We start from the raw sequence: 24,415 nt of genomic DNA on the forward strand, positions 1-24,415 counted from the left end.
CGCACGAAACTTCCCAGGAGCAATCTCCTTGGTGTTGATTGTTCCGTGAGAGCCGATGGGATTACGTGCGCGAGACATCTCGATCTACTACCTTCCTGATCTCGTCTACTAGTACCCGGGTGATGCGGCCACGGGCCTGAGGGCTACTTCCATCGCCAGCACGGAATGCGGACTCTGCTTCGAGTGCGCGCCCCCAAAGCCTAAGTGCGTATCTCTGAAGCTCAAGAGGCGTGATGGAAAGCTTGTCCGCAGCACGCTTCTCGGCGAGCGTGACTGGTTCCGGGGGAGTCTTGCGGGCATCATCAAGAGCTCGAAACAACTCGTCACTGAGCTCCTTCGGAACGTCTCTGCCGTTGACAAGATACATGTTTCGTTTCTGCTCGAGTCGCTTCGCTCGTGTGTGCGGGGACTCTGCGGGCTCTTCATGCGTATCGAAGTCCGCGCTCAGTTGCAGGTCGTACGTCACCGTTTCGTTGCCCAGAACGGCCTCGAGCCACTCCCTTGAGACGACGATGCCAGCATCTCCCTCGGTGAGGACAAGATTCTCTGCTGTGGAGCACAGCTCAAGAACAGAAATTGGCCTCCCCTGAACCCTGCCCAGCGCTAGCGCTAACACGATCAAGGTCGGCAGCGTGAGCGACGCCTGGCCTCGCTCCAGGTTCCTCACGCTACTCGGGCTCCAGTTTGCCCCGTACAATCTCGCGGCCTGTGCGATCTGATCAAGGGTGAGCCCCAAAACGGCCCTCGTGTTGGCGATGTAGGCGCCAACGGCCGCGGGGAATGACTCTGCTTCCTTCATGTTTTCACGATATAGCACTTGTAAATGTCACGTCTACTTACTAGCGTAATCACAAGTTGTAAAACTTGAAAGAAAGGAATCTTGTGGAGATTAACTCGAACATCATAAGGAAAGGGGCCTTGCTCAAGGTGACTGACCTAGCTGAGCTGCTCGGTATGAGCGAAAGCACCATCTATCGCAAGCGATCGTTGGGAGAGCCGTTGCCTAAGGCAATCAAGATTAACTCCGCGGTCCGGTGGACCCGGGAAAGTGTTGAGGAGTTCCTTGCAGAGCACGCGGAGTAATTCTCTGTGAGTTGCCGGTCTCGCAACGGGAGCCCGGCAACTCACGCCATCGACAAGATTTGCCCACTCGATACAAGAACAAAAAATGCTGGCTCGTTGCGCTAACAACGAGCCAGCAAGAACCCCTGAAGGAGTTTGATTTTGACATCTTCTACTGTACCCGCACCTCCGGTCTCGAGGGAGACCCTGATTGGGAGAGTGGTCGGTGAGTATCTACCTACTGTTGCCGGAGACCCATCCGTTTCCCTCGCTGAGATCCGCGATCAACTACTCGGAAGAATCAACCGGGAGATGGCGCTTGAGAATGAAGGGAGGCAGGGGAGGAATCCCTCTGCGCCAAAGCTTCCATTGCAGCTGACACTCACGGCTGATGTGGCCTCGGAGGTACTGCTTTCTCGAAAGCCAATTGTTGTAATCGACTTCGCGAACAAGCCGCATGTGGATGAAACCATGGCCCTTGCCATTTATCAGGAGAGTGAGGGGATATACAGCACAAGCGAGCAAGAGATCAATTACGTGATAACTGAGTTGTGCCCAGGCATGTCTTCAAGGGATCGGCAAGAGGTTCTGAAGTTTCTTAAACTCAAAGCAGAACGAGTGAAACGGACTCTCAATCCCGATCTCATACCGGTAAAAAATGGTGTCTTTGATCATTCGGCGCAGAAGCTTCTCCCATTTTCTGAAGAATATGTATTTCTGCAGAAGATTGCTGTTTCATACAACCCGAATGCCATCAGCCCAAAGATCACAATGCCCGATGGTGTGACGTGGGACATCGATACCTGGATTGAGGGCTTGTCTGACGATGAGGGTGTCTCGCAACTTCTTTGGGAAGTGATCAGCGCAACAGTTAGACCGCATGTTCTCTGGAACAAATGTGTACTGCCGACAGCAACATCCGGAAACAACGGAAAGGGTAGTTTTGTGGCTCTCCTTCGCAATCTCGTCGGGGAGGGGAACCACACGGCTATTCCGATATCTGGCTTCAGCAGTCGATTCGCAAAGTGGGAACTGTTGTACAACAATGTGATCCTGGTCGACGAAAACCTAGTCGATGCGTTTCACCATGACACGATGGACTATAAAGCAGTTATCACAGGTGACGCTTTCTGTCTCGAGAGAAAGAATAAGGACCCGATCTGGGTAACGTGGCGCGGCTTTATGCTCCAGTGCATAAATGAAGAGGGCGTCCGTACACGTGACAAATCTGGCTCGCTTCTGCGACGTCACCTCATGATTCCGTTCAGGAAGCATTTCGAACTGATCGAACGAAAGTACATCAAGGACGACTATCTCGCACAGGAGCAAGTGTTGGAGTATGTGGTGAAGAAAGCCCTTGCGATGACGCATACATCGTTCTCTGTCCCGCCGGTGTGCGCAGCATTGCTGCAGCAGGCGCATGGGCGGAATAGCAGCCCGATCGCATTCTGGGAGGAGTTCTGTGAACTCTTTGTTTGGGATCTCCTACCCTGGGATTTCTTGTATGACCTATTCAAGTCCTGGCATCTCAGGAATGAACCGAGCGGGCGTATCACCGGCAAGGTTTCATTCTGCGAAGCGATCAAGGAGCACCTTGCTGGTTCGACTGAATGGGAAGAAACCCTCCAGCGGCCGGGAACAAGAATGAATGACCCAGAACTGCTGATTGATGAATACGGTCTCGACCGGTGGGCGAACAGCAGTTACCCGGGATCAGATCCGAATAAGAAGTGCATCCCATCACCATTGAAGGCGAACTACCGCGGCCTTGGGAGAATTATCTCGACGGGAACGGCGCCTGCAGCGGCAGGAGTGAGCACGGATTGATCATGCCGCGTTCCGATTGACCCGTGCCGTGCTTCATGCTGGCTGCGTGCGGCAAGCATGAAGCACGGCACATTCGCCATTGATGGCAATGTGAGGGTCACTGTCGATTGTGTTCTTGTCGGCAGTGACCTGCTGTCTTTGCGGTACGGTCTGCTCGACATGGACTGCATTTAGGTGGGAACTCCCCGGCGACTCAGCGGAACGTGGTGAAGAGCCGCGAGTTCTCCGAGGTGCTGACCGATTCGATACTGAAGTATCAGAACCGGGCGCTCGATTCCGCGCAGGTGATGCTCGCACTCGCGGAACTCACGCAGCGGGTGCTCGCTGAGGGGCATCGTGCGAAAGAGCTCGGCATTAGCGAGGACGAACTCGCGTCCTATGACGCGATCCGCACCAACGATGCAGCTGTGCTGGAACTAGGCGACGACAAGCTCAAAGCGATCGCGCACGACCTCGTCGGAATCATGCGCCGCGACGCGAAGACCGACTGGCGGGTGAAAGAGCAAGTTCGTGCGAAACTGCGCACCTCGAACAAGCGGTTGCTGCGCAGGCACGGGTACCCGCCGGATTGCTCGGAAGACGCGATCGTGACCGTGCTGCGCCAAGTCGAGGCACTCGCGGCGTAGCTTGACCTTTCGTGTTTCGCTGCACACGGATAAGCTCGCCAGAGCAAGACCGTTTGGCGGCTGCAGCCAAGGTTCTGAGCTGTGTTGAACTCACGAGGACCGGTTCAAGAGCAAAGCCAATCACGCACAACACGATAAAAAACCTTCATCTAGGAGCTCAGCGAAGAGATGAAGCGTCGAAGTTGAACGTAACGGTGAAACGCGCTCGTAACGCTTACGGTTACGAGATTATTGGCTTCCTGTCTGGAGTTTTGTTGGTTGTAACTCTGTAACTCAGTATTTGAAATTAAGAATGGGAAGTGTAAGAAACTACACATTCAGAAACCTACATTCACCTGCCATGTGCATGGAAACTGGAATCTGTGCGTTACAGAGTTACAGGAAGTGAAGAACCCTGAGATCCCAGGGATTTCAGCGTAGCTGGGCTCCGATACGCAGGAATATGGCAGTTACGTCTCTGGCAAGCCAGTTACGTGCCTTTTGGTGGTAGTCACTCAGGCGTGCAGTCGCTTCTAAGTGGGTGAAGAGCTGTTATCGAGGCTGGCAGCGTAAAGTCGCATGGCTTCCAAGTCGAAGCATCTCTACCCTGAGCAATCTACTTTCTTGACGGCTTCCTTCCGGGCAGCGATGTGCGGTGTGCTCCCGGAGTGGCTCAGAACGATGGACGGACGCTCTCCCTGCAATGTCAGCGGGTGTTTCTAGAATCGAACATATGTTCGATCGCTCACCCAATTCGGGATCTGTGCTTGTCGCAGATCCTCTCCCGGTCGCAGAGGCCGGTGACGTTGTGATCGCCGAGGTCGCAGAGGCGGTTCAGGCGGGATTCCCAAGCCCGGCGCAAGACTACTGGTCGGGGGATATCAACCTCACCGAGCACCTGGTGCGCGACCGAACGTCTACGTTCATCGTGCGGGCGGTGGGCAGCTCCATGCAGCGAGCCGGCATCTTTGACGGCGACCGGCTGATCGTCGACCGAGCAATCACCCCACAGCACGGGCACATCGTGATCGCCATCTTGGACGGAGAACTCACGGTCAAGAGGTTGTACGCGGCAGAAGGAGCAGCGTGGCTGTGTGCGGAGAATCCAGCGTTTCCAGACATCGAGGTGCCTGAATTGAGCGATCTGAGTGTGTGGGGTGTAGTCACCTGGGTGCTGCACCGGGCCTCGAGGGTGTGACGAGCGCTTAGCCTTGAGACACAGCCTCGATGAGCTCCGGCCCATCTCCCCTGAGCGGCGCGACCGGATACTCGAACAGGTCATCGGCGAGCGGCACCGCAGAAGCAGACACCGCGTCAACGAAGGCCTGGTTGCCTGTGAGCTCAGGGTCGATCCAGTCGTTCATGAACTCATCTGCCAAGAACACCGGCATCCGGTCATGGAGATGAGCCATGACGCCAGCCGAAGCGCGAGTCAGCACCGTGGCCGTGAGGTGCCAGCCGGCATCCTCGTCAGCACCGGGTTCGTGCCACCAGGACATGAGGCCGGCGATGGTGAGGAGTTTCTGAGGTCCGAAGATCGCGTGCGGCACCCGAGCGCTCTTGTCGCCTGTCCACTCGTAGAACCCGGAGACGGGGATCGCGCAGCGGCGGTGCTTCACTGAAGTTTTGAACGAGGCCTTCTCGGTCACCGTCTCAGAGCGTGCGTTGAAGGTCGGGAACTTGGTCTTGAGCTCCTTCGACCACACCGGCACGAGCGACCAGTACGCCGTCTCGAACCTTTTCTCGCCGGTCTTGTGGTCGGTGTAGGCGACGGGGAGATGCTGGGTGGGCTTCAGGTTCCACGACGACGTCGCACCCGCGGGCGCAGCCGTGATCCAGTCAGCGAGCACAGTATCTGCGGCCGCTGGGATCAGTTCGTCGTAGTCGACGATGACTCTTCCGCACATGAGGCCAGCGTAGTCGGCGCCGGGTGCTGCGTCACGGTGCATTTTAGGGCCGCAAGAGCATGACAGTCCGCGACCGTCATGGTCGCTGGGTGGTCAGAATCCGCAGAATCATGCGGCAAACTGGGCACGGTCATAAGGTACCTGGGGTGCCGGGTGCTTATGACCGTGTGCACCACAGCTCTATGCGCAGCGCCGCTCGTTCACTACGATCAGGACATGAGCGCACTCATTCCGATGCCGGATGAGCGAGGGCCGGCTGGGGCGTCACGCACCTGGATCAACCCCTCGCATATCGTGCTGGCGAACGCGATTCTCGATCGCCAGGTGCAGCCGAACAAGCTCTACGTCGAGCTGAAGCTCGTGGGCATGAACGTCACCCGGTACTGGCTTGCTACTGGCAGCCTCGACGAGCTGCAGGCGGCGTGGGATGCGTTCGCCGAGAAGATCGCGAACGCGTGACGGTCTCGCCTTCTCAGCGACTGTCGCGTACACTGTTATACGTAACGTAAAGAACGTAAATAAAGCTTGGAGGCATCATGACTGTGATGGTGAGTGCTCCCGGCGGCAGGTCGTACACCTCCACCGAGGCGCGCACGCACTGGCGAGACATTATGGACGCCTCGTCAGCGGGAATCCCGGTAACGATTAGCCGCCAGGATTCGACAGCCTCCGCTGTCACTGACGCTGAGCAGCTGCGGTGCTACCTATCGCAGAGCCTCTCGCCACGTGCACTCACGTACTTTGAGAATGGCGTACACGCACTGGTACTGAATCAGCGCGGGTTTGTGTCAGAAGGCGAAACGATTGAGGAAGCCATCGACGACATGGTGTCACAACTACGTGAGTACGTTGAAGACTGGGCTGAACACTTCAGCACCGCACCGAACCATGCAGATAACTGGGCCCTCGTGCAGCTCGTCTCGCTCTCCACGGACGAGCAGGTTCGTGAGTGGCTGGTGAACGGTGGGAACTAAGTTTCCCGCCGCAACGAAGAACGACCATCACGACTTCTGCGACCACGAGAGCTGGGAAGTCGTCCGTGGCGCCAAGGGGAAGCCAGTCACGCACCACGTCACGTTCAAGCTTCAGCTGCGGTCGGGGAAGGTGCTTCGTACTCGTATCTCGCGCCCCATCAATGACCAGCCGTATGGTGCGAGTGTGTTCAGCCACATTTTGCGCGACCAGCTTGAGGTCACTAAGGACGTCTTCTGGGCGTGCGTGACGGACCGCGTGCTACCCGAACGAGAAGGCGCGCAGCGAGAACTGCCGGGGAATGCTCTCCCGCTAGGCCTGGCGATGGAGCTTCGGCGTCTCGGTGCAACTGATCATGAGATCGCAGAACTCACGCCAGTGACTGCCGCTGAGCGCCTCGCGGAGCTGTATTCCGCAGAGGACTGAAGTCGGAAGGTAATCTCAATTTTCATGGTTTTTCTCCCAAATTAGAATAAACTCATGAAATGAGAGAAAACCAGTCGATCAGTGCGCTTCTGCGCGTGATTCCTCCGGCCTTTCACCCGTCGGTGGAAGGCGCAGGTGTTCGTCTCACGCGAGGTTCTTCGACGTGGGAATTGCAGCCGTTCTGGTTGGGTGAGGGATTTCCTGCCGATGCGCGACGACTTATCGGCGTACTTGATGAACGGCATCCGGGGTGGAGGCAGCTCTCAGGCACAGGGTCAGGGACTATACCAATGCCGGTACTGGCAGCTCGCCGCATGAGCCCCGGGGCGCGCGAGCTTCTTGACGCTGAGGAGATCTCATGGGTAGACACTGCCGGCCGTGCCGAGATCACCATCCCAGGTGAGGTGTACATCTCTCGGTTACCGCCGATTGCCGGTGACGCGGATCGCACTTTTAGGTGGTCTGGCGCCTCTGCGGTGGTCGCTGAATACGTTCTTTCTCGAGCAGCGCGTCTGCCAGTGGATGAGCGTTCAGAGGTGGACCGGGTGAACGTGATCGCAGAGTCGACGGGCTTGTCGACGGCTCATGTCGCGAGAGTGCTGAGACATTTTGATGAACAGCAGTACACGATTAAGACCGGTGCAGAACGTGGCAGCTCAGCAACCCGCGAGTTCCGTGATCTCGGGCGATTGCTCAGCGACTGGGCCGGACATCTTGTCAGGTGGAGAACCGGGCGCGGCCCGGAGTTCACGGTTCCGTGGCGCGAGCCTGAGCACACGATCGAAAGGCTGGAATCCGGGCTGGGAAGTCTGACCTGGGCGGTCACCGGAGCTGCGGCTGCTGACCGGATCGCACCGCACCTGACCAGCGTGCCCACTGTGGACATCTACATCAGCGAGGATGAGGAGCGAGAAGTCATCGGCCTGCTGTGGGGTCTGGATGATTTCACCGAAGTCCCGAAGGGTGGTCGGGTCCGCCTCTTTACCGAGCGCCCGCAGCTTTTTAACCTCGCGAGTGAGCACGACGGCGTACGAGTGATGTCACCGGTTCGCGTCTACGCGGACCTGTTGCGAGAGGGCGGCCGTGCGACTGAGGCCGCGGAGTATTTGAGGGAGACAGCTATTGGATTCTGAGGTTCGTACACGCGCAGCGCGTGCGCGTGCAGAAGAAGCGCTGGTGCGCTTCGCGCTGCTCGCCGGAGACCATGCCCACGACTTCGTCGTGATCGGCGGCCTCAACCCGGACTTCTTGGCGACTCACGCACCCTTGCCGCATCAGGGAACCACCGACATCGACCTTCTCTTCGCGCTCGGCTTTGACGACACTGAGACTCGAGGCTTCTCGTGGATCGACTCCGCACTCCAGTCGGGAGGATTCACTTCGGGCAACAAGTGGCGTTGGGATGCGCAACTCGGTGACGCGAGAGTCCGGTTGGAGTTCCTATGTGATGTTTGGGATCACACCGCAGATACGGTTCCGTTGCCGGGCTCGAGGCTTGCTGTCGGCTGCAAACTCGCTGGCCCCGCGGCTGCACTGATTGAACCGGTCGTGCGTGAGCTGAGGGTCAACGAGAAGGTGCGAGATGATTTCCCGGATGCCTCCGATTCCGTTGCTTTGCGATTTGCGAGCCTGGGCGGGTATTTGATCGCAAAAGCGGCCGCGGCAAAAGGCCGAATGCTGCCGAAGGACAAGTACGACTTCATGTACGTCGTTCTGTACAACGAAGGAGGTCCCAGTGAGGCAGGACGGGCAGTGGCACGTCAACTGATCCTCGCTGAGGAATACGCAGATCCTGACGAAATCCGATGGGTCGCCTCCAGGTTCGTGGGATCAAACAGCACCTGGGCGAGTTCGTTCGCTCAAACGATGATCGACACAGGTGATGAATCGTCAGAGGAGCAGCTTGTTTCCGATGCGGCGGTTGGCGCTCGGGCGTTCCTTGATGCACTGGACACAGAGTAGAGCTTTTGGTGGGAGTGATATTGGCGAGCAAGTTCTCTCATGTTTCGCCAGTTATTACCAACTTTGGAGTTTACTGATCAAAGTGGAGACAACTTTCATGGCTGATGTGCCGTAGTCACTGAGTGCACCGTCAGTGCCCGCCGGTAAAATCGAAACTATGTTCGAGGGCCCGGCAGATGCGCGCAACCAGATTGCGCTGATCGACTGCGTCTCGTTCTACGCCTCCTGCGAGCGGGTCTTCGAACCGAAGCTCGCGGGCCGGCCGATCGCAGTGCTCTCGAACAACGACGGCTGCGTCGTGGCGGCGAGCCCCGAGGCTAAACGCCTGGATCCCAGCATCATGGGGAAGCCGTACTTCCAGATCAAGGCCTGGTGCCAGCTCCACGGTGTTGTCGTGAGATCGAGCAACTATGAGCTGTACGGCTCGCTTTCGGACCGCGTGATGACGCTGATCGGGAGATACGCGAGTGCCCAGGAGGTCTACTCGATCGACGAGTCATTCGTTGCCCTCAGGGGCTCAGTGGAAGAGCTGACTGCGCTGGGACAGGAGATCAGACACACAGTGCTGCAGCACACCGGCGTCCCGGTCCGGGTGTCGATCGGCAGGACCAAGACCTTGGCGAAGTTGGCCTCGGTCGGCGCGAAGAAGGACCCGTCCTGCAACGACGTCATGCATATCGGGAAGTACTCGTCTGAGCAGCTTGACCGGATTATGGCGTCGATGCCGACCACGGAGATCTGGGGCATCGCGAGCCGCACAGGCAAGAAGCTCACTGCGATGGGCATTCATACCGTGAAGGACCTGCGTGACGCCGACCCGAAGCTGATTCGGAAAAAGTTCTCAGTCGTGCTGCAGCGCACGGTGATGGAACTGCGCGGTGTTCCCTGCATCGAGCTCGAGAAGCAGCCTCGGGAGCAGAAGGATCAGCTCATCTACTCGCGCTCGTTCTCGAAGAAGATCCAGACGCTCGACGAGATGAAGCAGGTCATCTCGCTGTACGCGCAGCGGGTGTCTGCGAGGCTCAGGGCGCAGGGCTCGCTCGCCGGCCAGGTGAGCGTCTGGGTGGCAACCGGATGGGCCGACACCGGGAGCCCCAGACACTCGGCGCACGTCACGGTGCCGCTTGGCACGCCGTCCGATGACCCGATCACGTTCACGAAGGCAGCGTCACGAGTGTTCCCGGACTTGTTCCCGGAGTACTTACCAGGAGTCAGGTACGCGCGTGCCGGCGTCACACTCACGGATCTCAGGCCTGCTGGCGCGATCCAGCCGCTCGCGCTGTTTCAGCCAGAGTTCGAGGGCCGCGAGATCGGCAAGACGCTCGACGAGATCACGAGACGCATGGGCGGTGAGGCGATCGGTGTCGGCCTGGGCGGCTTCAAGCAGCCGGCCGGCTGGGAGATGAAACGCGAACTGCTCTCGAAGCGTGCGACGACGCACTGGGATGAGCTGGTGGAGGTGCGGGCGTAGTAATGACCCGGTGAGTAAACATATACATTTCGACATGTTAAAGCTAGAATTGGCTATAAACAGTAGAAATGTGATTGTTATGGACGAAGTAAAGTTTGGCGAGCAGATCCGCCGCGCCCGTCTGATCGAGGACGTCACGCAGGAAGAGCTTGCACGTCGAGCGAACGTGTCGCAGGTGACGCTGTCAAAGCTCGAGTCGGGAAAGGGATCGACCCTGACGACGATCGTGAAAGTGTTGCAGGCGCTGGGCCGTGATGATTGGCTTGGAACCCTGGAGCCTGAACCTGAGGTGAGTCCGCTACGGATGGCCCGTGAAGCGGCGAATCTCTCCGAACCACGCCGAGCCTCCCGGAGGACACGATGACGTTCACGCAGACACAGGTGCTCACGGTCAGGGCGTGGGGCGAGGTGGTTGGGGCTGTCGCCGCAGGCACCGGCCGCGCCTACACGTTCGAGTACGACCCGAAATGGGTGCGCACCGGCACACCACTGTCGCCGATCTTGATGAAACCCACGACCAGGCGCAGACTCTTCACGTTTCCAGGCCTGAACCCGGATACGTTCCAGAACTTGCCGCCGATGCTTGCGGATGCGGCACCTGACCGTTTCGGCAACGGCATCATCGACGCGGTTCTTGCACGCGAGGGCATCCTGCCGTCGCAGGTCACACCGCTTGACCGTCTGGCATATGTGGGCTCCCGAGCAATGGGCGCACTGACGTTCACGCCTGACACGTCGCCGAGCATCGTGCCGACAGCGCTCGAGATGAACTCTCTCGTTGAAGCGGCCCGCGCCGCGGTGCAGGGGAACCTCAGCGATGAGGGTGTCGCGACAGAATCGCTCGCTGAACTCATCCAGGTCGGCACGTCTGCCGGTGGCGCTCGCGCGAAAGCAGTCATCGCCTGGAACCGCGAAACCGGTGAGATACGAGCCGGCGGCATTGAAGCTCCTGAAGGGTTCGAGCAGTGGCTGTTGAAGTTCGACGGGGTGGGTGAAGACAGCCAGCTTGGTCGGGGGCAGAACTACGGCCGTACCGAATACGCATACTTCTTGATGGCACGCGCGGCCGGGATTCAGATGGCCGACAGCGAGCTCCTTGAGGAAGGTGGCCGGGCGCATTTCGTGACGCGCCGGTTCGACCGCCCAGGGACGGCTGGTGAACGCCTCCACATGCAGTCGCTGTGTGGTCTAGCTGCGCTGGACTTCAACCAGGTAGAAACCCACGACTACGCCTCACTGTTCACAGTGGCTCAGGAGCTTGGCGCGAACAGCGGTGAGCAGCGTGAGGAGCTGTTCCGTCGCATGGTGTTCAACGTGCTCGCAAGCAACAACGACGACCACACCAAGAACCACGCCTTCCTCATGGATAGGCAAGGGATGTGGTCGCCATCACCGGCATACGACATCACCTTCGCCTACAACCCGGCCTCGCCGTGGACGCGCAAGCACCTGATGAGCGTGAACGGGTCGTTCGAGAACATCACCAGGAACGACCTTCATGCGGTCGGGGAGAAGTTCATGGTTCCGGGGTATCGGGGTCTTGTGCGCGAAGTCGAAGAGGTTGTCTCCGCATGGCCTGACTTTGCTGCAGCAGCGGAGCTACCGAAAGAGCGCACCAAGGAAGTTCAAGAGCGCTTGGATGAAGTGCGGCTCTAAGCGGGGCCGGCTGGGAGATGAAGCGCGAGCTACTCTCGAAGCGCGCGACGACGCACTGGGATGAGCTGGTGGAGGTGCGGGCTTAGCCAAAGGAGTGGCGCAATATCCCGCATAGTGCCCACATCCGACTACAGAGTGGCGCAAAGGGTGGAGTAGTGAAACAAAACGGCTTATTGTGTTTCGTATGGAACTCGATATGTTCAAGAATGGCGATATGGGTTCCCTGGTGCCCATTCACGGCGTAGACGCACACGATGGTTCGTGGGAACATCGTGCGTTTGTGCCTGCGCCGTTGCCCGATGAGGCTCCTGTGCTCAGCGGCGCCGCATACATGGCCGTGGGGAATGCCCGTGCGGCACTCGCATCGCTAGACAGCACGGCAAGGTCTTTGCCGAACCCGCAGCTGCTCCGGTACCCGACGCTGCGTCGGGAGGCCCAGAGTACGTCGGCTCTCGAAGGAACCTACGCACCGCTTGAGTCGGTGCTAAAGGCTGACGCTGAGAAACCGCGGACGTCCGAGATGACTGAGATCTTGAACTACATGCGGATGGCCGATGCGGGGTTTACTGCGGCGTCCCATGGGCGCGCGATCTCGCTGTCTTTCTTGGATTCATTACAGGGTCAGCTCATGCAGGGCACACCGCTGCAGGGTGAGTCAGGGATGGTGCGTGAGACGCAGGTGGTGATCGGCCGTCGTGCCGAGGCTCCTCCGGGGGCTCTGTTGCAAAGATTGGCGGCAGTCAGAGGTAGGCTGTCGCTCTGCGCCGATCAGGCGGCTGCTGCGAAATGGTGGTTGAGCATGCCCATGGCCTCCGTCAGCGCCGAGGGCCCAATGCCAAAAGCTCTCTCCACAAGGCGCACCTCGCCCCTGATGCCGGGCTGCAGGCACCAGGGGCGAGCCTGTCCTTTGCGCAGGGCTCGCATGACTTCGAATCCCTTGATCGTGGCATAGGCCGTGGGGATCGATTTGAAACCGCGCACCGGCTTGATCAGTATCTTGAGCTTTCCGTGATCGGCCTCGATCACGTTATTGAGATACTTCACCTGCCGGTGGGCCGTCTCCCGGTCCAGCTTTCCTTCGCGCTTCAATTCGGTGATCGCTGCACCATAGCTCGGCGCTTTGTCGGTATTGAGCGTGGCAGGCTTTTCCCAGTGCTTCAGGCCTCGCAGGGCCTTGCCCAGGAACCGCTTCGCTGCCTTGGCGCTGCGGGTCGGCGACAGGTAGAAATCGATCGTGTCGCCCCGCTTGTCGACTGCCCGGTACAGGTAGGTCCACTTGCCCCGCACCTTGACGTAGGTTTCATCCAGGCGCCAGCTCGGATCAAAGCCACGCCGCCAGAACCAGCGCAGCCGCTTCTCCATCTCCGGGGCGTAGCACTGGACCCAGCGATAGATCGTCGTATGGTCGACCGAAATGCCGCGTTCCGCCAGCATTTCCTCAAGGTCGCGATAGCTGATCGGATAGCGACAATACCAGCGCACCGCCCACAGGATCACATCACCCTGGAAATGGCGCCACTTGAAATCCGTCATCGTTCCGTCCGTCCAATCTCCGCCAAGCATGCTCAAGCTTCACGATTTTTGCAACAGAGCCACAACATCGCATACGCCGTGATCGAGTACGACCACGCGCCGGGTGACGTCTTCGACGACATCGCGGCCGGGTTCACCTTCCTGAAGGACTGCGGGTTCGTCGCATGAGCGCGCCCCTGGGCGTCGGCATCATCGGCACGGGTGTCATCAGTCAGACCTATCTCGAGAACCTCACCTCGTTCCCCGACGTGCGCGTCGTCGCCGTCGGCGACCTGATCCCCGAGCGTGCCCGCGCGAAGGCGGAAGAGCACGGTGTGCCGGTGTGGGGTGACGCGGATGCTGTGCTGTCGCACCCCGACGTCGACCTCGTCGTGAACCTCACCATCCCCGCCACGCACATCGAGATCTCCTCTCGCGCCGTCGCCGCGGGCAAGCACGTGTGGACCGAGAAGCCGATCGGAATGGACCGCGAGAGCACGCTGACGCTGCTTCGCGAAGCGGATGCCGCGGGCGTGCGCATCGGGTCGGCGCCGGACACGATCCTCGGACCGGGCTTCCAGACCGCCAAGCGCGCGATCGCCGAGGGCATCATCGGTACCCCGCAGTTCGTGCACACGGCGTTCCAGACGCAGGGTCCAGACCTGTGGCATCCGGAGCCCGCCTTCCTGTTCGCCGCCGGCGCCGGCCCGTTGCTCGACATGGGGCCGTACTACTTCTCGGCACTGGTCAGCCTGCTCGGTCCGATCGCCGGTGTCGCGGCGCGCGGATCGCGCTGGCGCACCGAGCGGCAGATCCACAGCGGGCCGCGTGCGGGGGAGAGCTTCTCCGTCGAGGTGCCGTCGACTGTGCAGGTGCTCTCGACGTTCGAAGGCGGCCAGCAGGGCACGCATCTGCTGAGCTTCGACTCGGCGCTCGAGCGTCACGGCGTCATCGAGATCCACGGCAGCGAGGGCACGCTGGTGATGCCCGACCCGAACACGTTCTCGGGCCGCACCGCCTACGTCAAACCGCTCGGCGTGCTGCGTGACGGCATGTCGACGACGCAGGAGTGGATCGACATCGAAGAGCAGGGCACGGTCGTCGGCCGAGGTCTCGGCGTGCTCGACATGGCGCGAGCCATCGCGGCGGATCGCCCGCACATCGCCACCGGCGAGCTCGGCTACCACGTGTTCGACGTGCTGCTGTCGGCGCAGGACTCGGCGGCGACCGGCCAGTACCTCGAGATCGAGAGCACGGTCGGCGAGGTGCCCGTGGTGCCGGCCGATTTCGATCCCTTCGCGGTGACGCTCGGATAGGAGACGTCGTAGACGGGGAGGACGTCACCGTAAGCAGCTTTCAGTAGACGGATACCGGATGAACGAGCCGTTCATCCGACGTTGAATTCCTGGTCATCCGAGCGATCTAGCGTGAGGGCGTCGCAGCCCGCGGCGTTCCTGTTCAGATGCGGAGCACACGGTGAAACTCGTCCAGATCACAGACACGCACATCAGCTACCTCGGCGGCAGCCCGACCGCGAACGCCGCTCGTATCGTCGAGTTCATCAATGAGCTGGCGCCGGATCTTGTCGTGCACACCGGCGACGTGACGATTCTCGATCCCGATGAGGACCGTGATCGCGTCGCGGCGAAGGAAGTGCTCGCGGGCATCGTCGCACCGTTGCGCGTGCTCCCCGGCAACCACGATGTCGGCGAGCCGGGCGATGATCCTTTCGGCGATCGCCCCGTCACCAGCGATCGCGTCGCGGCCTTCCGCGCGCACTTCGGCCTCGATCGCTTCGTCGAGATCGTCGACGGCTGGGCCATCGTGGGCCTCAACAGCGAGTTGTTCGATTCCGGTCTTCCCGAGGAGGACGAGCAGTGGGCCTGGATCGAGACGCTGCCGGCACAGGCCGGTCCTCGGCCGGTCGTGCTCTTCACCCACAAGCCGGTGTGGGCGTACGCACCCGAGTATCAGAACACGCATCTGACGATCGGGCCGCAGTCCCTTCCGAGATTCGAGGCCGTGCTCGCGCAGCTCGACGTGCGCGCCTTCGGCAGCGGCCATCTGCACCGCTACGCGCTCTCCGAGCGTGAGGGCGCAGTGGTGGTCTCGGCCCCATCGACCGCTTTCGTGCATCGCACCGCGGTGTCTGCGGATGTCATCGGTCCCGGCCTGACCCAGCTGGGCGTCGTCGAGTATCAGCTCGACGACCGAGTGCTGCCTGTGTTCCGCGCTCCGATCGACATCGTCGAGCCGGAGTTCCTGGAGGTCGAGCAGGCACGCATCGCCCTCGATGCGATGGGCGTGACGCTCCCCGCGTGACCGCCATCACTCCATCACCTTCCCGCGTCGCGGCGACTTCGTTCACCTCGTCGTCGCGACGTGGGAACCGACACGTGATAGACCGAAACACATGAATGCGCGCACTGAACCGCCACTCGGCGGCACGATCGACCACATCCTCTCCGTCCTGCCCTCGCTCAACCCCTCCGCGCAGCGCGTGGCGCTCATCTGTGCGGAGCAGCCGGAGAAGGTCGTCGAGATGTCGGGCGCGGACCTCGCAGAGGCGGCCGGGACTTCTGCCGCAACAGTCAGCCGGATGAGCCAGGCTCTCGGGTTCCGCGGATTCCAGCACCTTCGGCTGCTGCTCGTGCGTGATCTCGGTGCGGCGGCGCACGGCGGCGGGGCGAGGACAGAAGGCACGAAGGGGTGGCTGCAATCGCTCGCGGACGGCGCAGCGGCACTGATCCAGACGTCGCTCGCATCGGTCGACGCCGACGTGTTCGATGCCGCCGCTGACGCCATCGCCCAGGCGCCGCGTGTCCTCGTCGTCGGAACGGGTGCTTCGCATGCTTCGGCGCAAGCGGTGGCGGTCAGCTTCGTGATGAACGGCCGCTCCTGCGAGGCGCCGGCCGACGGTGTCGTGCAACAGCTCACTGCGAGCGTCCTCTCGCCGGGGGATGTGTGCCTTGTGGTCAGTGCGAGCGGCGCGAACGCCATCACGCTCGCGTCCGCTGCGGCTGCCGCTGGCGCAGGGGCAACAGTGGTCGGGGTGACCGGTTTTGCACGCTCGCCGTTGTCCGAGCATGCCGAGCTGCTCCTGACCGCTGGAGCGCGCTTCCAGGCGTGGGATCAGGGGACGCTCGGCAGTGGACTGGTGCAGATCCTGCTCCTGACCGCATTGTAGGTTGCGGTGGCTGAGCGGATGAATGAGACTGCCGAACATGCCAGAGCGGCGATCCGCGACGAGGTTCTCGACATCATTGCCGAGTCGGGGGATAGGGAGGGCGAGTCGCCCGATGCCGATCCGGCGGATGCTGAGTCCACTGTTCGCAACGAGTTGACAGAACGTTGAACCGGCGTTCGCCTGGAGTTCACTTCCGGCGCTTTGAATTGCCACGCAAGCGAATTTCATGAGAAGCGCTCATGAGGTAAGCCGCTTGCGGGAGGCGACTCATGGGCACCATTCAGCTCTCCGGCATCGGCCGCAGCTTCAAGAGCACTGCGGCCGTCCGTGACATCGATCTGACCATCGACGACGGCGACTTCGTCGTCCTGCTCGGCCCATCAGGTTGCGGCAAGACGACTCTGCTGCGCATGATCGCGGGTCTTCTCGAGCCGACGACGGGCCGCATCCGGCTCGACGGCGATGACATCACGGAACTCCCCTCGAAGAAGCGCGACCTCGCGATGGTCTTCCAGAGTTACGCGCTCTACCCGCATCTCAGCGTGCGCAAGAACCTCGGCTTCCCTCTACGGGTGCAGAAGCTTGGCAAGGCGGAAATCGAACGACGTGTGCAGGACGTCGCCGATTCACTCGAGATCGGTCACCTGCTCGATCGCAAGCCCAAGGAGCTCTCCGGCGGCCAGCGTCAGCGCGTCGCCGTCGGCCGTGCGCTCGTGCGGGACCCGAAGGCGTTCCTCATGGATGAGCCGCTGTCGAACCTGGACGCGAAGCTGCGTACGCAGACGCGCCACGAACTCACCGCACTGCACCGCAAGCTGGGTGCGACGTTCGTCTACGTCACCCACGACCAGGTCGAGGCCATGACGATGGCCACCAAGATCGTGGTGCTGAACGCCGGCGCCATCGAGCAGTTCGGCACACCGGAAGAGGTGTACGACCGTCCGGAATCGGTGTTCGTCGCCGGATTCCTGGGCAGTCCTGCCATGAATCTCCTCGAAGCGCAGATCGTGGCTCTCGGAAGCACCGTCTCAGTGTCCGGCGATGGGCTCGCCGGAGATCTGTGGCCGGGGATGACACCGGATCTCGACGTCGTGCTCGGCATCCGCCCAGAACAGCTGCACATCGCGGACTCGGCCACCAGCCGAACCGGAGTGCTGCTCGTCGGCGCTGTGGACATCGTGGAGAACCTGGGCGGCGAGCAGATCGTCACCTGCGTGGTCGGCGGCTCCAGAGTGCACATGCGCACGTCCCGTGACGTGGAGGTCGCGGTAGGCGACCAGGTGACTCTGCACGCCGCAGCCGAGCACGTCCACGTCTTCGAGCGTTCATCCGGTCGTCGCATGGACTGGGTTCCTGACGATGCCACCGCATCCGTCGCAGACCCCGTCGCCGAGCCCGTCCTCACCCACTGACCTCCTTCCCTTCACCCACCTCGATCAGGAGATCCCACGAAATGAATACCCGCACCCGCCGGGCAGGCCTTGCCTCGCTCGCCCTGCTCGGCATCGCCCTCAGTGGTTGCGCGAGCGCTGGCGCCACGAACGCCGACGCCGCCGGAGCCCTCACCGAGCTTCCCGCTGACGAGAAGGTCGAGATCGTCTTCGAGTCGTACCTCCTCTCGAACGCGGGCATCTGGTCGGACACGATCAACACGCTCCTGGACGAGTTCATGGCAGAGCATCCGAACATCACGGTCGTCGGTCAGCCCAGCGACTCCAGCACAGGTAATGGTACGGCGGCCAGCGTCCAGCAGCAGCTGCTCGCGGGCGATCCGCCGGACATCGCGCAGCTCGCCTTCAACGAGCTCGACTTCGCCGCGACGACCCTCGGCGCGCAGAACCTCAGCGCGCTCGTGGGCGATGAGGGGCTCGAGGAGCAGTTCGGCGGTGAGCACCCGTATCACGAGCGCGCCCAGGTGCTCGCCGACTGGGACGGCGCGACCTACGGCCTGCCCTACGTCTTCTCCACGCCGGTGCTGTGGATCAATGAGGCGCAGTTCGAGGCGGCCGGCCTCGATCCGGCGACCGTCGACCTGTCGACATGGGATGCCGTCGCCGCTGCCGCCGCGCAGATCACGGCCTCATCGGGTGCCCCTTCGTTAAGCGTGTCGTGCCTCGTGGCCGGCGGCAGTTGGTGCATGCAGGGCCTCTTCGCCTCCAACGGCGCCGAGGTCCTCAGCGAGGACCGTTCCACGATCGGGTTCGGCTCCGATGCCGCGATCGACACCGTCGAGACGTTCCGCGGCATGTTCGACGACGGCATCCTCACCAACGAGGCATTCGTCGCACAGCACGAGGCATTCGCGCAGGGCAAGACCGCCATTCACGTGAACACCTCGGGGCTGCAGGGCGCGTTCCTGCAGGGCTCGCAGGCCGGCGGATGGGCGCTGAGCGCACGCACGCTGCCCTCGTTCGGCGACCAGCCGGTCGTGCCGACCAACTCCGGATCGTTCCTCGCCCTGTTCGCCACCGATCCCGCGAAGCAGGCGGCATCGTGGGAGCTCATGCAGTGGATGACCAGCGATCGTGCCTACGAGCTCATCTCCACCGAGATCGGCTACCTGCCGCTGCGCAACTCCCTGACGGAGGAGGGCGGTTCCCTGTACGACTGGGTCGAGCAGAACCCGCTGGTGAAGCCCAACCTGGAACAGCTCGATGCGCTCGAGCCATGGACGTCCTATCCCGGCGACAGCTATGCGCAGGTCGACCAGGTTCTCGCGACTGCCATTGAGGAGTCGATCTACTACGGCGGCGACGCCGAGACCGCGATGACCGAGGCGGCAGAGCGTGCGCAGGGACTGATCGAATGAGCGCCGCCGACATCCTCTCCCCGGACCGGCGCCACATCGTCGAGGGCGTGTACAACCTGCGCGACACCGGTGGCTACCGCGCCGCGACCGGTACCTCCCGCTGGGGCACGCTGTTCCGCTCCGACGCCCTGCACCGTCTGGATGACGCGGGCCGTGCGCGGCTCGCAGAACTCAGGATCGCCCACATCGTCGACCTTCGCGGTACGCAGGAGAGCCTCAGCGCCCAGAACCTCGTCGAGGGCCTGGACGCCCGAGTGCATCATCTGCCGGTGTTCGACGATGCTGCGCCCGGTGCGCAGGCCATCGGCGCGATCGCACTCGGCCCGCTCTACGACCACATGGTGGATGAGCGGGGCGCGCAGCTCGCGGCGGCGGTGCGAGTGATCGCCGACGTCGGCGCGGACGAGGCCGTGCTCGTGCACTGCACGGCGGGCAAGGATCGCACCGGTCTCGTGATCGCCTTCGCGCTGCGGGCAGCGGGCGTCGAGCTGGACGACGTCGTGGCCGACTACGCGCAGACCGCAGACAACCTGCGCGGCGAATGGGCCGACGCGATGCTGCACACGGTGACGAGCCGCGGCGTTGAACTCACTCCAGATGTCGTCGATCTGGTCACTGCGAGCCCGGCGCCGATCATGGCAGCGCTCCTCCAGCGGATCGAGCGCGAGTACGGATCGATGGCTGGCTACCTGCTCGCGCAGGGGCTGACATCGGACGAGCTCGACCGTCTCACCGCCGCCCTCATCGACTGACCCCCGATACAACACCACCGAACGGAAGAACTCATGACGCACATCGAAGGCCAGCATCCGGCGCCCGACCATTACATCCTGCATCTCTCGGACACCCACTTCGTCGCGGACGGCGACCTGCTGTACGAGCGGATCGACTCGGACAAGAACCTCATCGAGCTGTTCGAGGGTCTCGCGAAGTCGAACGCTCGACCCGAGGCCATCGTGTTCACCGGTGACCTCGCGGACACCGGCCGCCCCGACGCGTACGAGCGCCTCAAGGCGATCGTCGAGCCCGCGGCGGAGAAGCTCGGCGCCGAAGTCATCTGGGTGATGGGGAACCACGACGAGCGCGTCGCGTTCCGGCGCGGCCTGCTCGGCGAGGAGGGCGAGCAGTCCGAACCCATCGACCGTGTCTTCGACATCAACGGACTGCGCATCATCGCGCTGGATTCGACGGTCCCCGGCCACCACCACGGAGAGATCAGCGAGGAGCAGTTGGAATGGCTCGCCCGCGAACTCGAGGTTCCGGCGCCCGACGGCACGCTGATCGCCCTGCACCACCCGCCGGTGCCGAGCCCGCTCGGTCTGGCCGCGCTGGTGGAACTCAAGGATCAGGCGCGTTTCGCCGAGGTCATCCAGGGCACCGACGTCCGCGGCATCCTCGGCGGTCATCTGCACTACTCGACGCACAGCACATTCGCCGGCGTCCCGGTGTCGGTGGCCTCCGCCACCTGCTACACGCAGGACCTGAATGTCATCTACCCCGGCGCTCGCGGTCAGGACGGCGGTCAGTCGTACAACCTCGTCCACGTCTACGGCGACCGCGTACTGCACTCCGTGGTGCCGATCGGCGAGTTCCCGACCGTCTACGAGATGACCCCGGAAGCGCTCGCCGAGTTCGCCCGGATGAGCGCGGACGAGCAGCTGGCGGCGGTCGACGCCGCGGCCTCGGAAGCGCTCGCCGAGTTCGCCCGGATGAGCGCGGACGAGCAGCTGGCGGCGGTCGACGCCGCGGCCTCGGAATAACACCCACCAGGAGAGAACCTCATGTTCGTTGCCGTTTCCGCTCCTTCGGGAACTGCGCCTGCGATCGAAGCGGATCCGACGCCGACGCCCCGGCGTAGGATCCGCCCCGGCGCACTCGCCCCCTACCTTTACGTGCTCCCCGGAGTGGCGTTCCTCATCCTCTGGACATACAGCCCGCTGGTGCAGACGTTCGGGTTGTCGTTCTACGACTGGAATCTACTGCCGACCAGCCCGAAGACCTTCGTCGGCTTCGACAACTACGTCGAGGTGGCGCAACTGCCCGAACTGCACACGGCGATCACCAACACCGTCGTGTACGTCGCGGCGTTCCTGGTGTTCTCGTTGGTGCTGCCCATCGTCATCGCGATGCTGGCGAAGCAGGTGCAGGGGCGGATGCGTACGTTCTACCAGGCGCTCATCTTCGTGCCGTTCCTGGTGACCCCGGTAGCCACCGGCGCCGTGTGGCGCTGGCTGTTCGCCGAGCAGGGGGCCTTCGCCACGGTGCTCGCCGCCATCGGCATAGACATGCCGAACGTCTTCCGTGACGAGACCCTGGCCATCTGGGCCGTGGTCGTCATCGTCGGCTGGCAGATGCTCGGATTCGGCGTGCTCGTGGTGGCGGCGGGCTTCGCGGGCATCAGCCCTGAATATGGACAGGCCGCGTCGCTCGACGGAGCCGGCAACGGGGCGATCACCCGCAAGATCACGCTTCCGCTGCTCTCGCCCACGATCGTGTTCCTCGCCCTCATGACGATTCTGCTCGCCGCGCAATGGACGTATCCGATCATCGACCTGCTCACCCAGGGCGGACCGACGAACTCCACCACGAACATCTACTACCTGCTCTACCAGTTCGGCTTCCAGAACTTCGACGCCGGAATCTCGGCCGCGGCCGGTGTGATCTTCTTCATCGGCTTCGGCGTCATCGCGCTCGTGTTCCTCGAGCTGCAGGACCGGCTGAGTTTCTACGACAACTGAGCCCAGCGCTCCCCTCACCACCGAGAGACAAGAATCATGGCATTCGTCACCATCCCGCTCCCCGCTGCCGTCTCCGGGACACGTAACAAGGTGCAGTCGAAGACGGACGACCTCGCGGTCGGCTCGAAGAGCCGTACAGGCGTCATCGTGGGGCACATCATTCTCATCGGACTCGCGATCTTCAGCATCTTCCCCGTCTATTGGATGTTCGCGACCGCGATGCGGGCACCGGAGAACGCCCTCGATCAGACTCTGCTGCCCTGGCCGTTGAGCCTCGACAACTTCGCGTACGTCTGGGACACGATCCCGATCGCAGGCATGCTCGGCAACACGTTCGTGATGTCGCTGCTCTTGGCCGCGGCGCAACTGCTCATCGCCGTGCTCGCCGCCTACGGCTTCGCCGTATGGGACTTCGCAGGAAAGAAGCTGCTGATGTTCCTCTTCATCGGATCCTGGCTCGTACCCTTCCAGGTCACGATGATCCCGAACTACCTGCTCGTGTCCCAGCTCGGGATGCTGGGAACGATCGGCGGCGTCGTCGTGCCGCAGCTGGCGGGTGCGTTCGCCGTGCTGCTGATGGTGCAGCACATGCGATCGTTCCCGCGCGAACTGCTCGAGGCGGCCCAGCTCGACGGCCGAAGCAGCTGGTCGACGCTCTGGACCGTCGTCGTCCCGAACATGAAGCCCGCGCTCGCGGCACTGGGGATCATGGGATTCATCTCGGCATGGAACGAGTACCTCTGGCCGGCGCTCATCATGAAGCAGGGCGATGCGCTCATCCAGGTCGGAGTGCGAAGCTTCCTCTCGGCGGAGGGCAACAACTGGGGCGCGACGATGGCGGCTGCGGGTCTCGCGTGCGTCCCCGTGCTGCTGATCTACATCTTCCTTCAGCGCTACGTCGTCGACGCGTTCGTGCGATCAGGGTTGAAGTAGGGACGCCGCAGATCGCGGGGCGCGTCTCCGTTCCCTGATGACCCGGGTGATTTCTTGTGCGAGTCACGGCGCCAGGTTGTGTGTCAACGGGGATGGCGAAATGGCCGGGCAGCGCGACTCTGGTGGCAACTGATTCCGACCAGAACGGAGAACACCATGTCCGATTCGCTGCCCGACGAAGAAGGCGCCATGCCCGACGAGGACGGCGTGCTGCCCGGTCAGGACGTCGACCCCGACCTCGGTCCGAGTACAGGGACGTCCGAAGACGAAGACGAAGACGAAGACGAAGACGAAGACGACGAGGACGTGGACCTGGCTGATCTGCCGTGAGCGGCGATTGCGGGTGAATCGGACCCACCGTTCGAAGTTCGGTACATTGGTCACGTCATGCATTGTCGGAGCCGACAACAAATCGGTTCATCGGCGACCTGCATGGCTTCCACATGAACCTCACGACGTCGCTCGTCGTCGCGGGCACGACCGCCGCGAGATGAAGGACGGCGGTCGTGCGCCGAACTGAAGGAACATCCATGACCACTCCGATGAGGATCGGCGTCATCGGCGTCGGCAAGATCGCCGAGCAGTACTTCGCTCAGATCCCGAAGCTGTCGAACCTCGAGCTCGTGGCGGTCGCGGATGTCAACGCGGAGCGCGCGGACGCCGTCGCGATCGAGCAGAACGTCGAGGCGCTCAGCGTCGACGACCTTCTTGCGGACGATCGCATCGACGCGGTGCTGAACCTGACGATCCCCGCGGCTCACGTCGAGGTCGGGCTGCGCGCGATCGCCGCCGGAAAGCACGTGTTCGCCGAGAAGCCGCTCGGCCTGAACGTCGCCGAGGCCGCCGAACTGCTGCGAGCGGCGGATGCCGCCGGCCTCCGTGTCGGTTCGGCACCGGACACCGTGCTCGGCACCGGCGTGCAGACGGCGCGGAACCTTCTCGATGCCGGCACGATCGGCGCGCCCGTGGGCGCCTCCGCGCACTGGTCGTCGCCGGGGCACGAGTCGTGGCATCCGTCGCCCCAGTTCTACTACCAGCCCGGCGGTGGGCCGCTCTTCGACATGGGCCCGTACTACCTGACGACGCTGGTCACGATGTTCGGACCGGTCGTCTCGGTCGCCGGATCCGTGAGCACGTCGGATCGCCGTCGGTCGATCGGCAGCGGTCCGTTGCAGGGCACTCCGCTCGATGTGGCGATCGACACGCACATCTCCGCCATCCTGTTCCACGAGAGCGGCGTCAGTTCGACCGTCACGATGAGTTTCGACATCTGGCAGACGCGGGCGCCGATGATCGAGATCTACGGAACGGCGGGAACGATCTCGGTGGGCGACCCGAACGGGGCTCT

26 protein-coding genes and 3 pseudogenes are annotated in these 24,415 nt (G+C 62.2%); 26 read left to right on the forward strand and 3 right to left on the reverse strand.

What is annotated here, in order from left to right:
- Positions 1-61: 61 nt before the first annotated feature.
- Positions 62-799 (reverse strand): helix-turn-helix domain-containing protein, encoded by a 738-nt coding sequence (locus WFL22_RS09710; protein ID WP_336992559.1) that lies wholly within the window; start codon positions 797-799, stop codon positions 62-64.
- A 128-nt stretch (positions 800-927) separates the two neighbouring features.
- Here WFL22_RS09710 and WFL22_RS12450 point away from each other — a divergent pair, with 128 nt between their 5' ends.
- The 4 genes from WFL22_RS12450 (at position 928) to WFL22_RS09725 (ending at position 4,692) form a co-directional block, all read left to right on the forward strand.
- Entirely contained in the window at positions 928-1,083 is a 156-nt protein-coding gene (locus WFL22_RS12450) for a helix-turn-helix transcriptional regulator (RefSeq protein ID WP_442918976.1), read from the forward strand.
- Positions 1,084-1,224: 141 nt separating this feature from the next.
- Positions 1,225-2,889: a phage/plasmid primase, P4 family gene (locus WFL22_RS09715; RefSeq protein ID WP_336992561.1), complete on the forward strand. Its 1,665-nt coding sequence runs from the start codon at positions 1,225-1,227 to the stop codon at positions 2,887-2,889.
- A 203-nt stretch (positions 2,890-3,092) separates the two neighbouring features.
- The gene (locus WFL22_RS09720; protein ID WP_336992563.1) at positions 3,093-3,515 is read left to right on the forward strand and encodes a type I restriction enzyme endonuclease domain-containing protein; all 423 of its coding nucleotides are present in this window, start codon (positions 3,093-3,095) and stop codon (positions 3,513-3,515) included.
- A 712-nt stretch (positions 3,516-4,227) separates the two neighbouring features.
- Positions 4,228-4,692, forward strand: a complete 465-nt coding sequence (locus tag WFL22_RS09725) for a LexA family protein (RefSeq protein ID WP_336992565.1) — start codon at positions 4,228-4,230, stop codon at positions 4,690-4,692.
- 7 nt (positions 4,693-4,699) lie between these two features.
- Here the strand turns inward: WFL22_RS09725 and WFL22_RS09730 are convergent, their stop codons facing one another.
- Positions 4,700-5,401, reverse strand: a complete 702-nt coding sequence (locus WFL22_RS09730; RefSeq protein ID WP_336992567.1) for an SOS response-associated peptidase — start codon at positions 5,399-5,401, stop codon at positions 4,700-4,702.
- A gap of 216 nt (positions 5,402-5,617) precedes the next feature.
- On the opposite strand from WFL22_RS09730, the gene WFL22_RS09735 reads away from it, so the two are divergent.
- The 10 genes and pseudogenes from WFL22_RS09735 to WFL22_RS12455 form a co-directional block, all read left to right on the forward strand.
- Entirely contained in the window at positions 5,618-5,860 is a 243-nt protein-coding gene (locus WFL22_RS09735; protein ID WP_336992569.1) for a hypothetical protein, read from the forward strand.
- Positions 5,861-5,937: 77 nt separating this feature from the next.
- A complete protein-coding gene (locus WFL22_RS09740) occupies positions 5,938-6,375 on the forward strand; it encodes a hypothetical protein (RefSeq protein WP_336992571.1) in 438 nt (145 codons plus the stop codon).
- 184 nt (positions 6,376-6,559) lie between these two features.
- Complete coding sequence (locus WFL22_RS09745; protein ID WP_336992573.1) at positions 6,560-6,799, forward strand: hypothetical protein; 240 nt, start codon at positions 6,560-6,562, stop codon at positions 6,797-6,799.
- Between the two features lie 59 nt (positions 6,800-6,858).
- The gene (locus WFL22_RS09750) at positions 6,859-7,932 is read left to right on the forward strand and encodes a type IV toxin-antitoxin system AbiEi family antitoxin (RefSeq protein WP_336992575.1); all 1,074 of its coding nucleotides are present in this window, start codon (positions 6,859-6,861) and stop codon (positions 7,930-7,932) included.
- 43 nt (positions 7,933-7,975) lie between these two features.
- Complete coding sequence (locus WFL22_RS09755; RefSeq protein WP_336992577.1) at positions 7,976-8,761, forward strand: hypothetical protein; 786 nt, start codon at positions 7,976-7,978, stop codon at positions 8,759-8,761.
- 157 nt (positions 8,762-8,918) lie between these two features.
- On the forward strand, positions 8,919-10,232 hold the full coding sequence (locus WFL22_RS09760) for a Y-family DNA polymerase (RefSeq protein ID WP_336992579.1): 1,314 nt from the start codon (positions 8,919-8,921) through the stop codon (positions 10,230-10,232).
- Positions 10,233-10,311: 79 nt separating this feature from the next.
- The gene (locus WFL22_RS09765; RefSeq protein WP_336992581.1) at positions 10,312-10,596 is read left to right on the forward strand and encodes a helix-turn-helix transcriptional regulator; all 285 of its coding nucleotides are present in this window, start codon (positions 10,312-10,314) and stop codon (positions 10,594-10,596) included.
- The gene (locus tag WFL22_RS09770) at positions 10,593-11,888 is read left to right on the forward strand and encodes a type II toxin-antitoxin system HipA family toxin (RefSeq protein WP_336992583.1); all 1,296 of its coding nucleotides are present in this window, start codon (positions 10,593-10,595) and stop codon (positions 11,886-11,888) included. Before WFL22_RS09765 ends, WFL22_RS09770 begins: the two co-directional genes overlap by 4 nt.
- Before the next feature lie 11 nt (positions 11,889-11,899).
- Positions 11,900-11,974 (forward strand): annotated as a pseudogene (locus tag WFL22_RS09775) (DUF4113 domain-containing protein); the annotation flags it as partial.
- Positions 11,975-12,219: 245 nt separating this feature from the next.
- Positions 12,220-12,441 (forward strand): annotated as a pseudogene (locus WFL22_RS12455) (Fic/DOC family N-terminal domain-containing protein); the annotation flags it as partial.
- Positions 12,442-12,656: 215 nt separating this feature from the next.
- Here WFL22_RS12455 and WFL22_RS09780 read toward each other — a convergent pair.
- Entirely contained in the window at positions 12,657-13,421 is a 765-nt protein-coding gene (locus tag WFL22_RS09780) for an IS6-like element IS6100 family transposase (protein ID WP_001389365.1), read from the reverse strand.
- Positions 13,422-13,585: 164 nt separating this feature from the next.
- Between WFL22_RS09780 and WFL22_RS09785 the strand changes: the two genes are divergently transcribed.
- The 12 genes and pseudogenes from WFL22_RS09785 to WFL22_RS12460 all read left to right on the forward strand — a co-directional run.
- Positions 13,586-14,716: a Gfo/Idh/MocA family protein gene (locus WFL22_RS09785; protein WP_206476970.1), complete on the forward strand. Its 1,131-nt coding sequence runs from the start codon at positions 13,586-13,588 to the stop codon at positions 14,714-14,716.
- Positions 14,717-14,876: 160 nt separating this feature from the next.
- Positions 14,877-15,722: a metallophosphoesterase family protein gene (locus WFL22_RS09790; RefSeq protein WP_206476969.1), complete on the forward strand. Its 846-nt coding sequence runs from the start codon at positions 14,877-14,879 to the stop codon at positions 15,720-15,722.
- Between the two features lie 91 nt (positions 15,723-15,813).
- The gene (locus tag WFL22_RS09795; RefSeq protein ID WP_018022997.1) at positions 15,814-16,587 is read left to right on the forward strand and encodes a MurR/RpiR family transcriptional regulator; all 774 of its coding nucleotides are present in this window, start codon (positions 15,814-15,816) and stop codon (positions 16,585-16,587) included.
- 18 nt (positions 16,588-16,605) lie between these two features.
- On the forward strand, positions 16,606-16,755 hold the full coding sequence (locus WFL22_RS09800) for a hypothetical protein (protein ID WP_018022996.1): 150 nt from the start codon (positions 16,606-16,608) through the stop codon (positions 16,753-16,755).
- A 101-nt stretch (positions 16,756-16,856) separates the two neighbouring features.
- On the forward strand, positions 16,857-17,999 hold the full coding sequence (locus WFL22_RS09805) for an ABC transporter ATP-binding protein (RefSeq protein WP_018022995.1): 1,143 nt from the start codon (positions 16,857-16,859) through the stop codon (positions 17,997-17,999).
- 41 nt (positions 18,000-18,040) lie between these two features.
- The gene (locus tag WFL22_RS09810; protein WP_336992596.1) at positions 18,041-19,396 is read left to right on the forward strand and encodes an extracellular solute-binding protein; all 1,356 of its coding nucleotides are present in this window, start codon (positions 18,041-18,043) and stop codon (positions 19,394-19,396) included.
- Positions 19,393-20,148 (forward strand): tyrosine-protein phosphatase, encoded by a 756-nt coding sequence (locus WFL22_RS09815; RefSeq protein ID WP_018022993.1) that lies wholly within the window; start codon positions 19,393-19,395, stop codon positions 20,146-20,148. The genes WFL22_RS09810 and WFL22_RS09815 overlap by 4 nt, the downstream gene beginning before the upstream one ends.
- 33 nt (positions 20,149-20,181) lie before the next feature.
- Positions 20,182-21,156, forward strand: coding sequence for a phosphodiesterase (locus WFL22_RS09820; RefSeq protein ID WP_336992598.1), 975 nt, complete (start codon positions 20,182-20,184; stop codon positions 21,154-21,156).
- 21 nt (positions 21,157-21,177) lie between these two features.
- Positions 21,178-22,134, forward strand: coding sequence for a carbohydrate ABC transporter permease (locus WFL22_RS09825; RefSeq protein WP_026159504.1), 957 nt, complete (start codon positions 21,178-21,180; stop codon positions 22,132-22,134).
- Between the two features lie 36 nt (positions 22,135-22,170).
- Complete coding sequence (locus WFL22_RS09830; RefSeq protein WP_018022990.1) at positions 22,171-23,067, forward strand: carbohydrate ABC transporter permease; 897 nt, start codon at positions 22,171-22,173, stop codon at positions 23,065-23,067.
- Between the two features lie 156 nt (positions 23,068-23,223).
- Complete coding sequence (locus WFL22_RS09835) at positions 23,224-23,397, forward strand: hypothetical protein (RefSeq protein ID WP_018022989.1); 174 nt, start codon at positions 23,224-23,226, stop codon at positions 23,395-23,397.
- Positions 23,398-23,609: 212 nt separating this feature from the next.
- A pseudogene (locus WFL22_RS12460) lies at positions 23,610-24,377 on the forward strand (Gfo/Idh/MocA family protein); the annotation flags it as partial.
- Between the last annotated feature and the right edge of the window lie 38 nt (positions 24,378-24,415).

Origin of the sequence: Leucobacter sp. VD1 (assembly GCF_037150695.1) — a bacterium.
Taxonomy (GTDB): Bacteria; Actinomycetota; Actinomycetes; order Actinomycetales; family Microbacteriaceae; genus Leucobacter.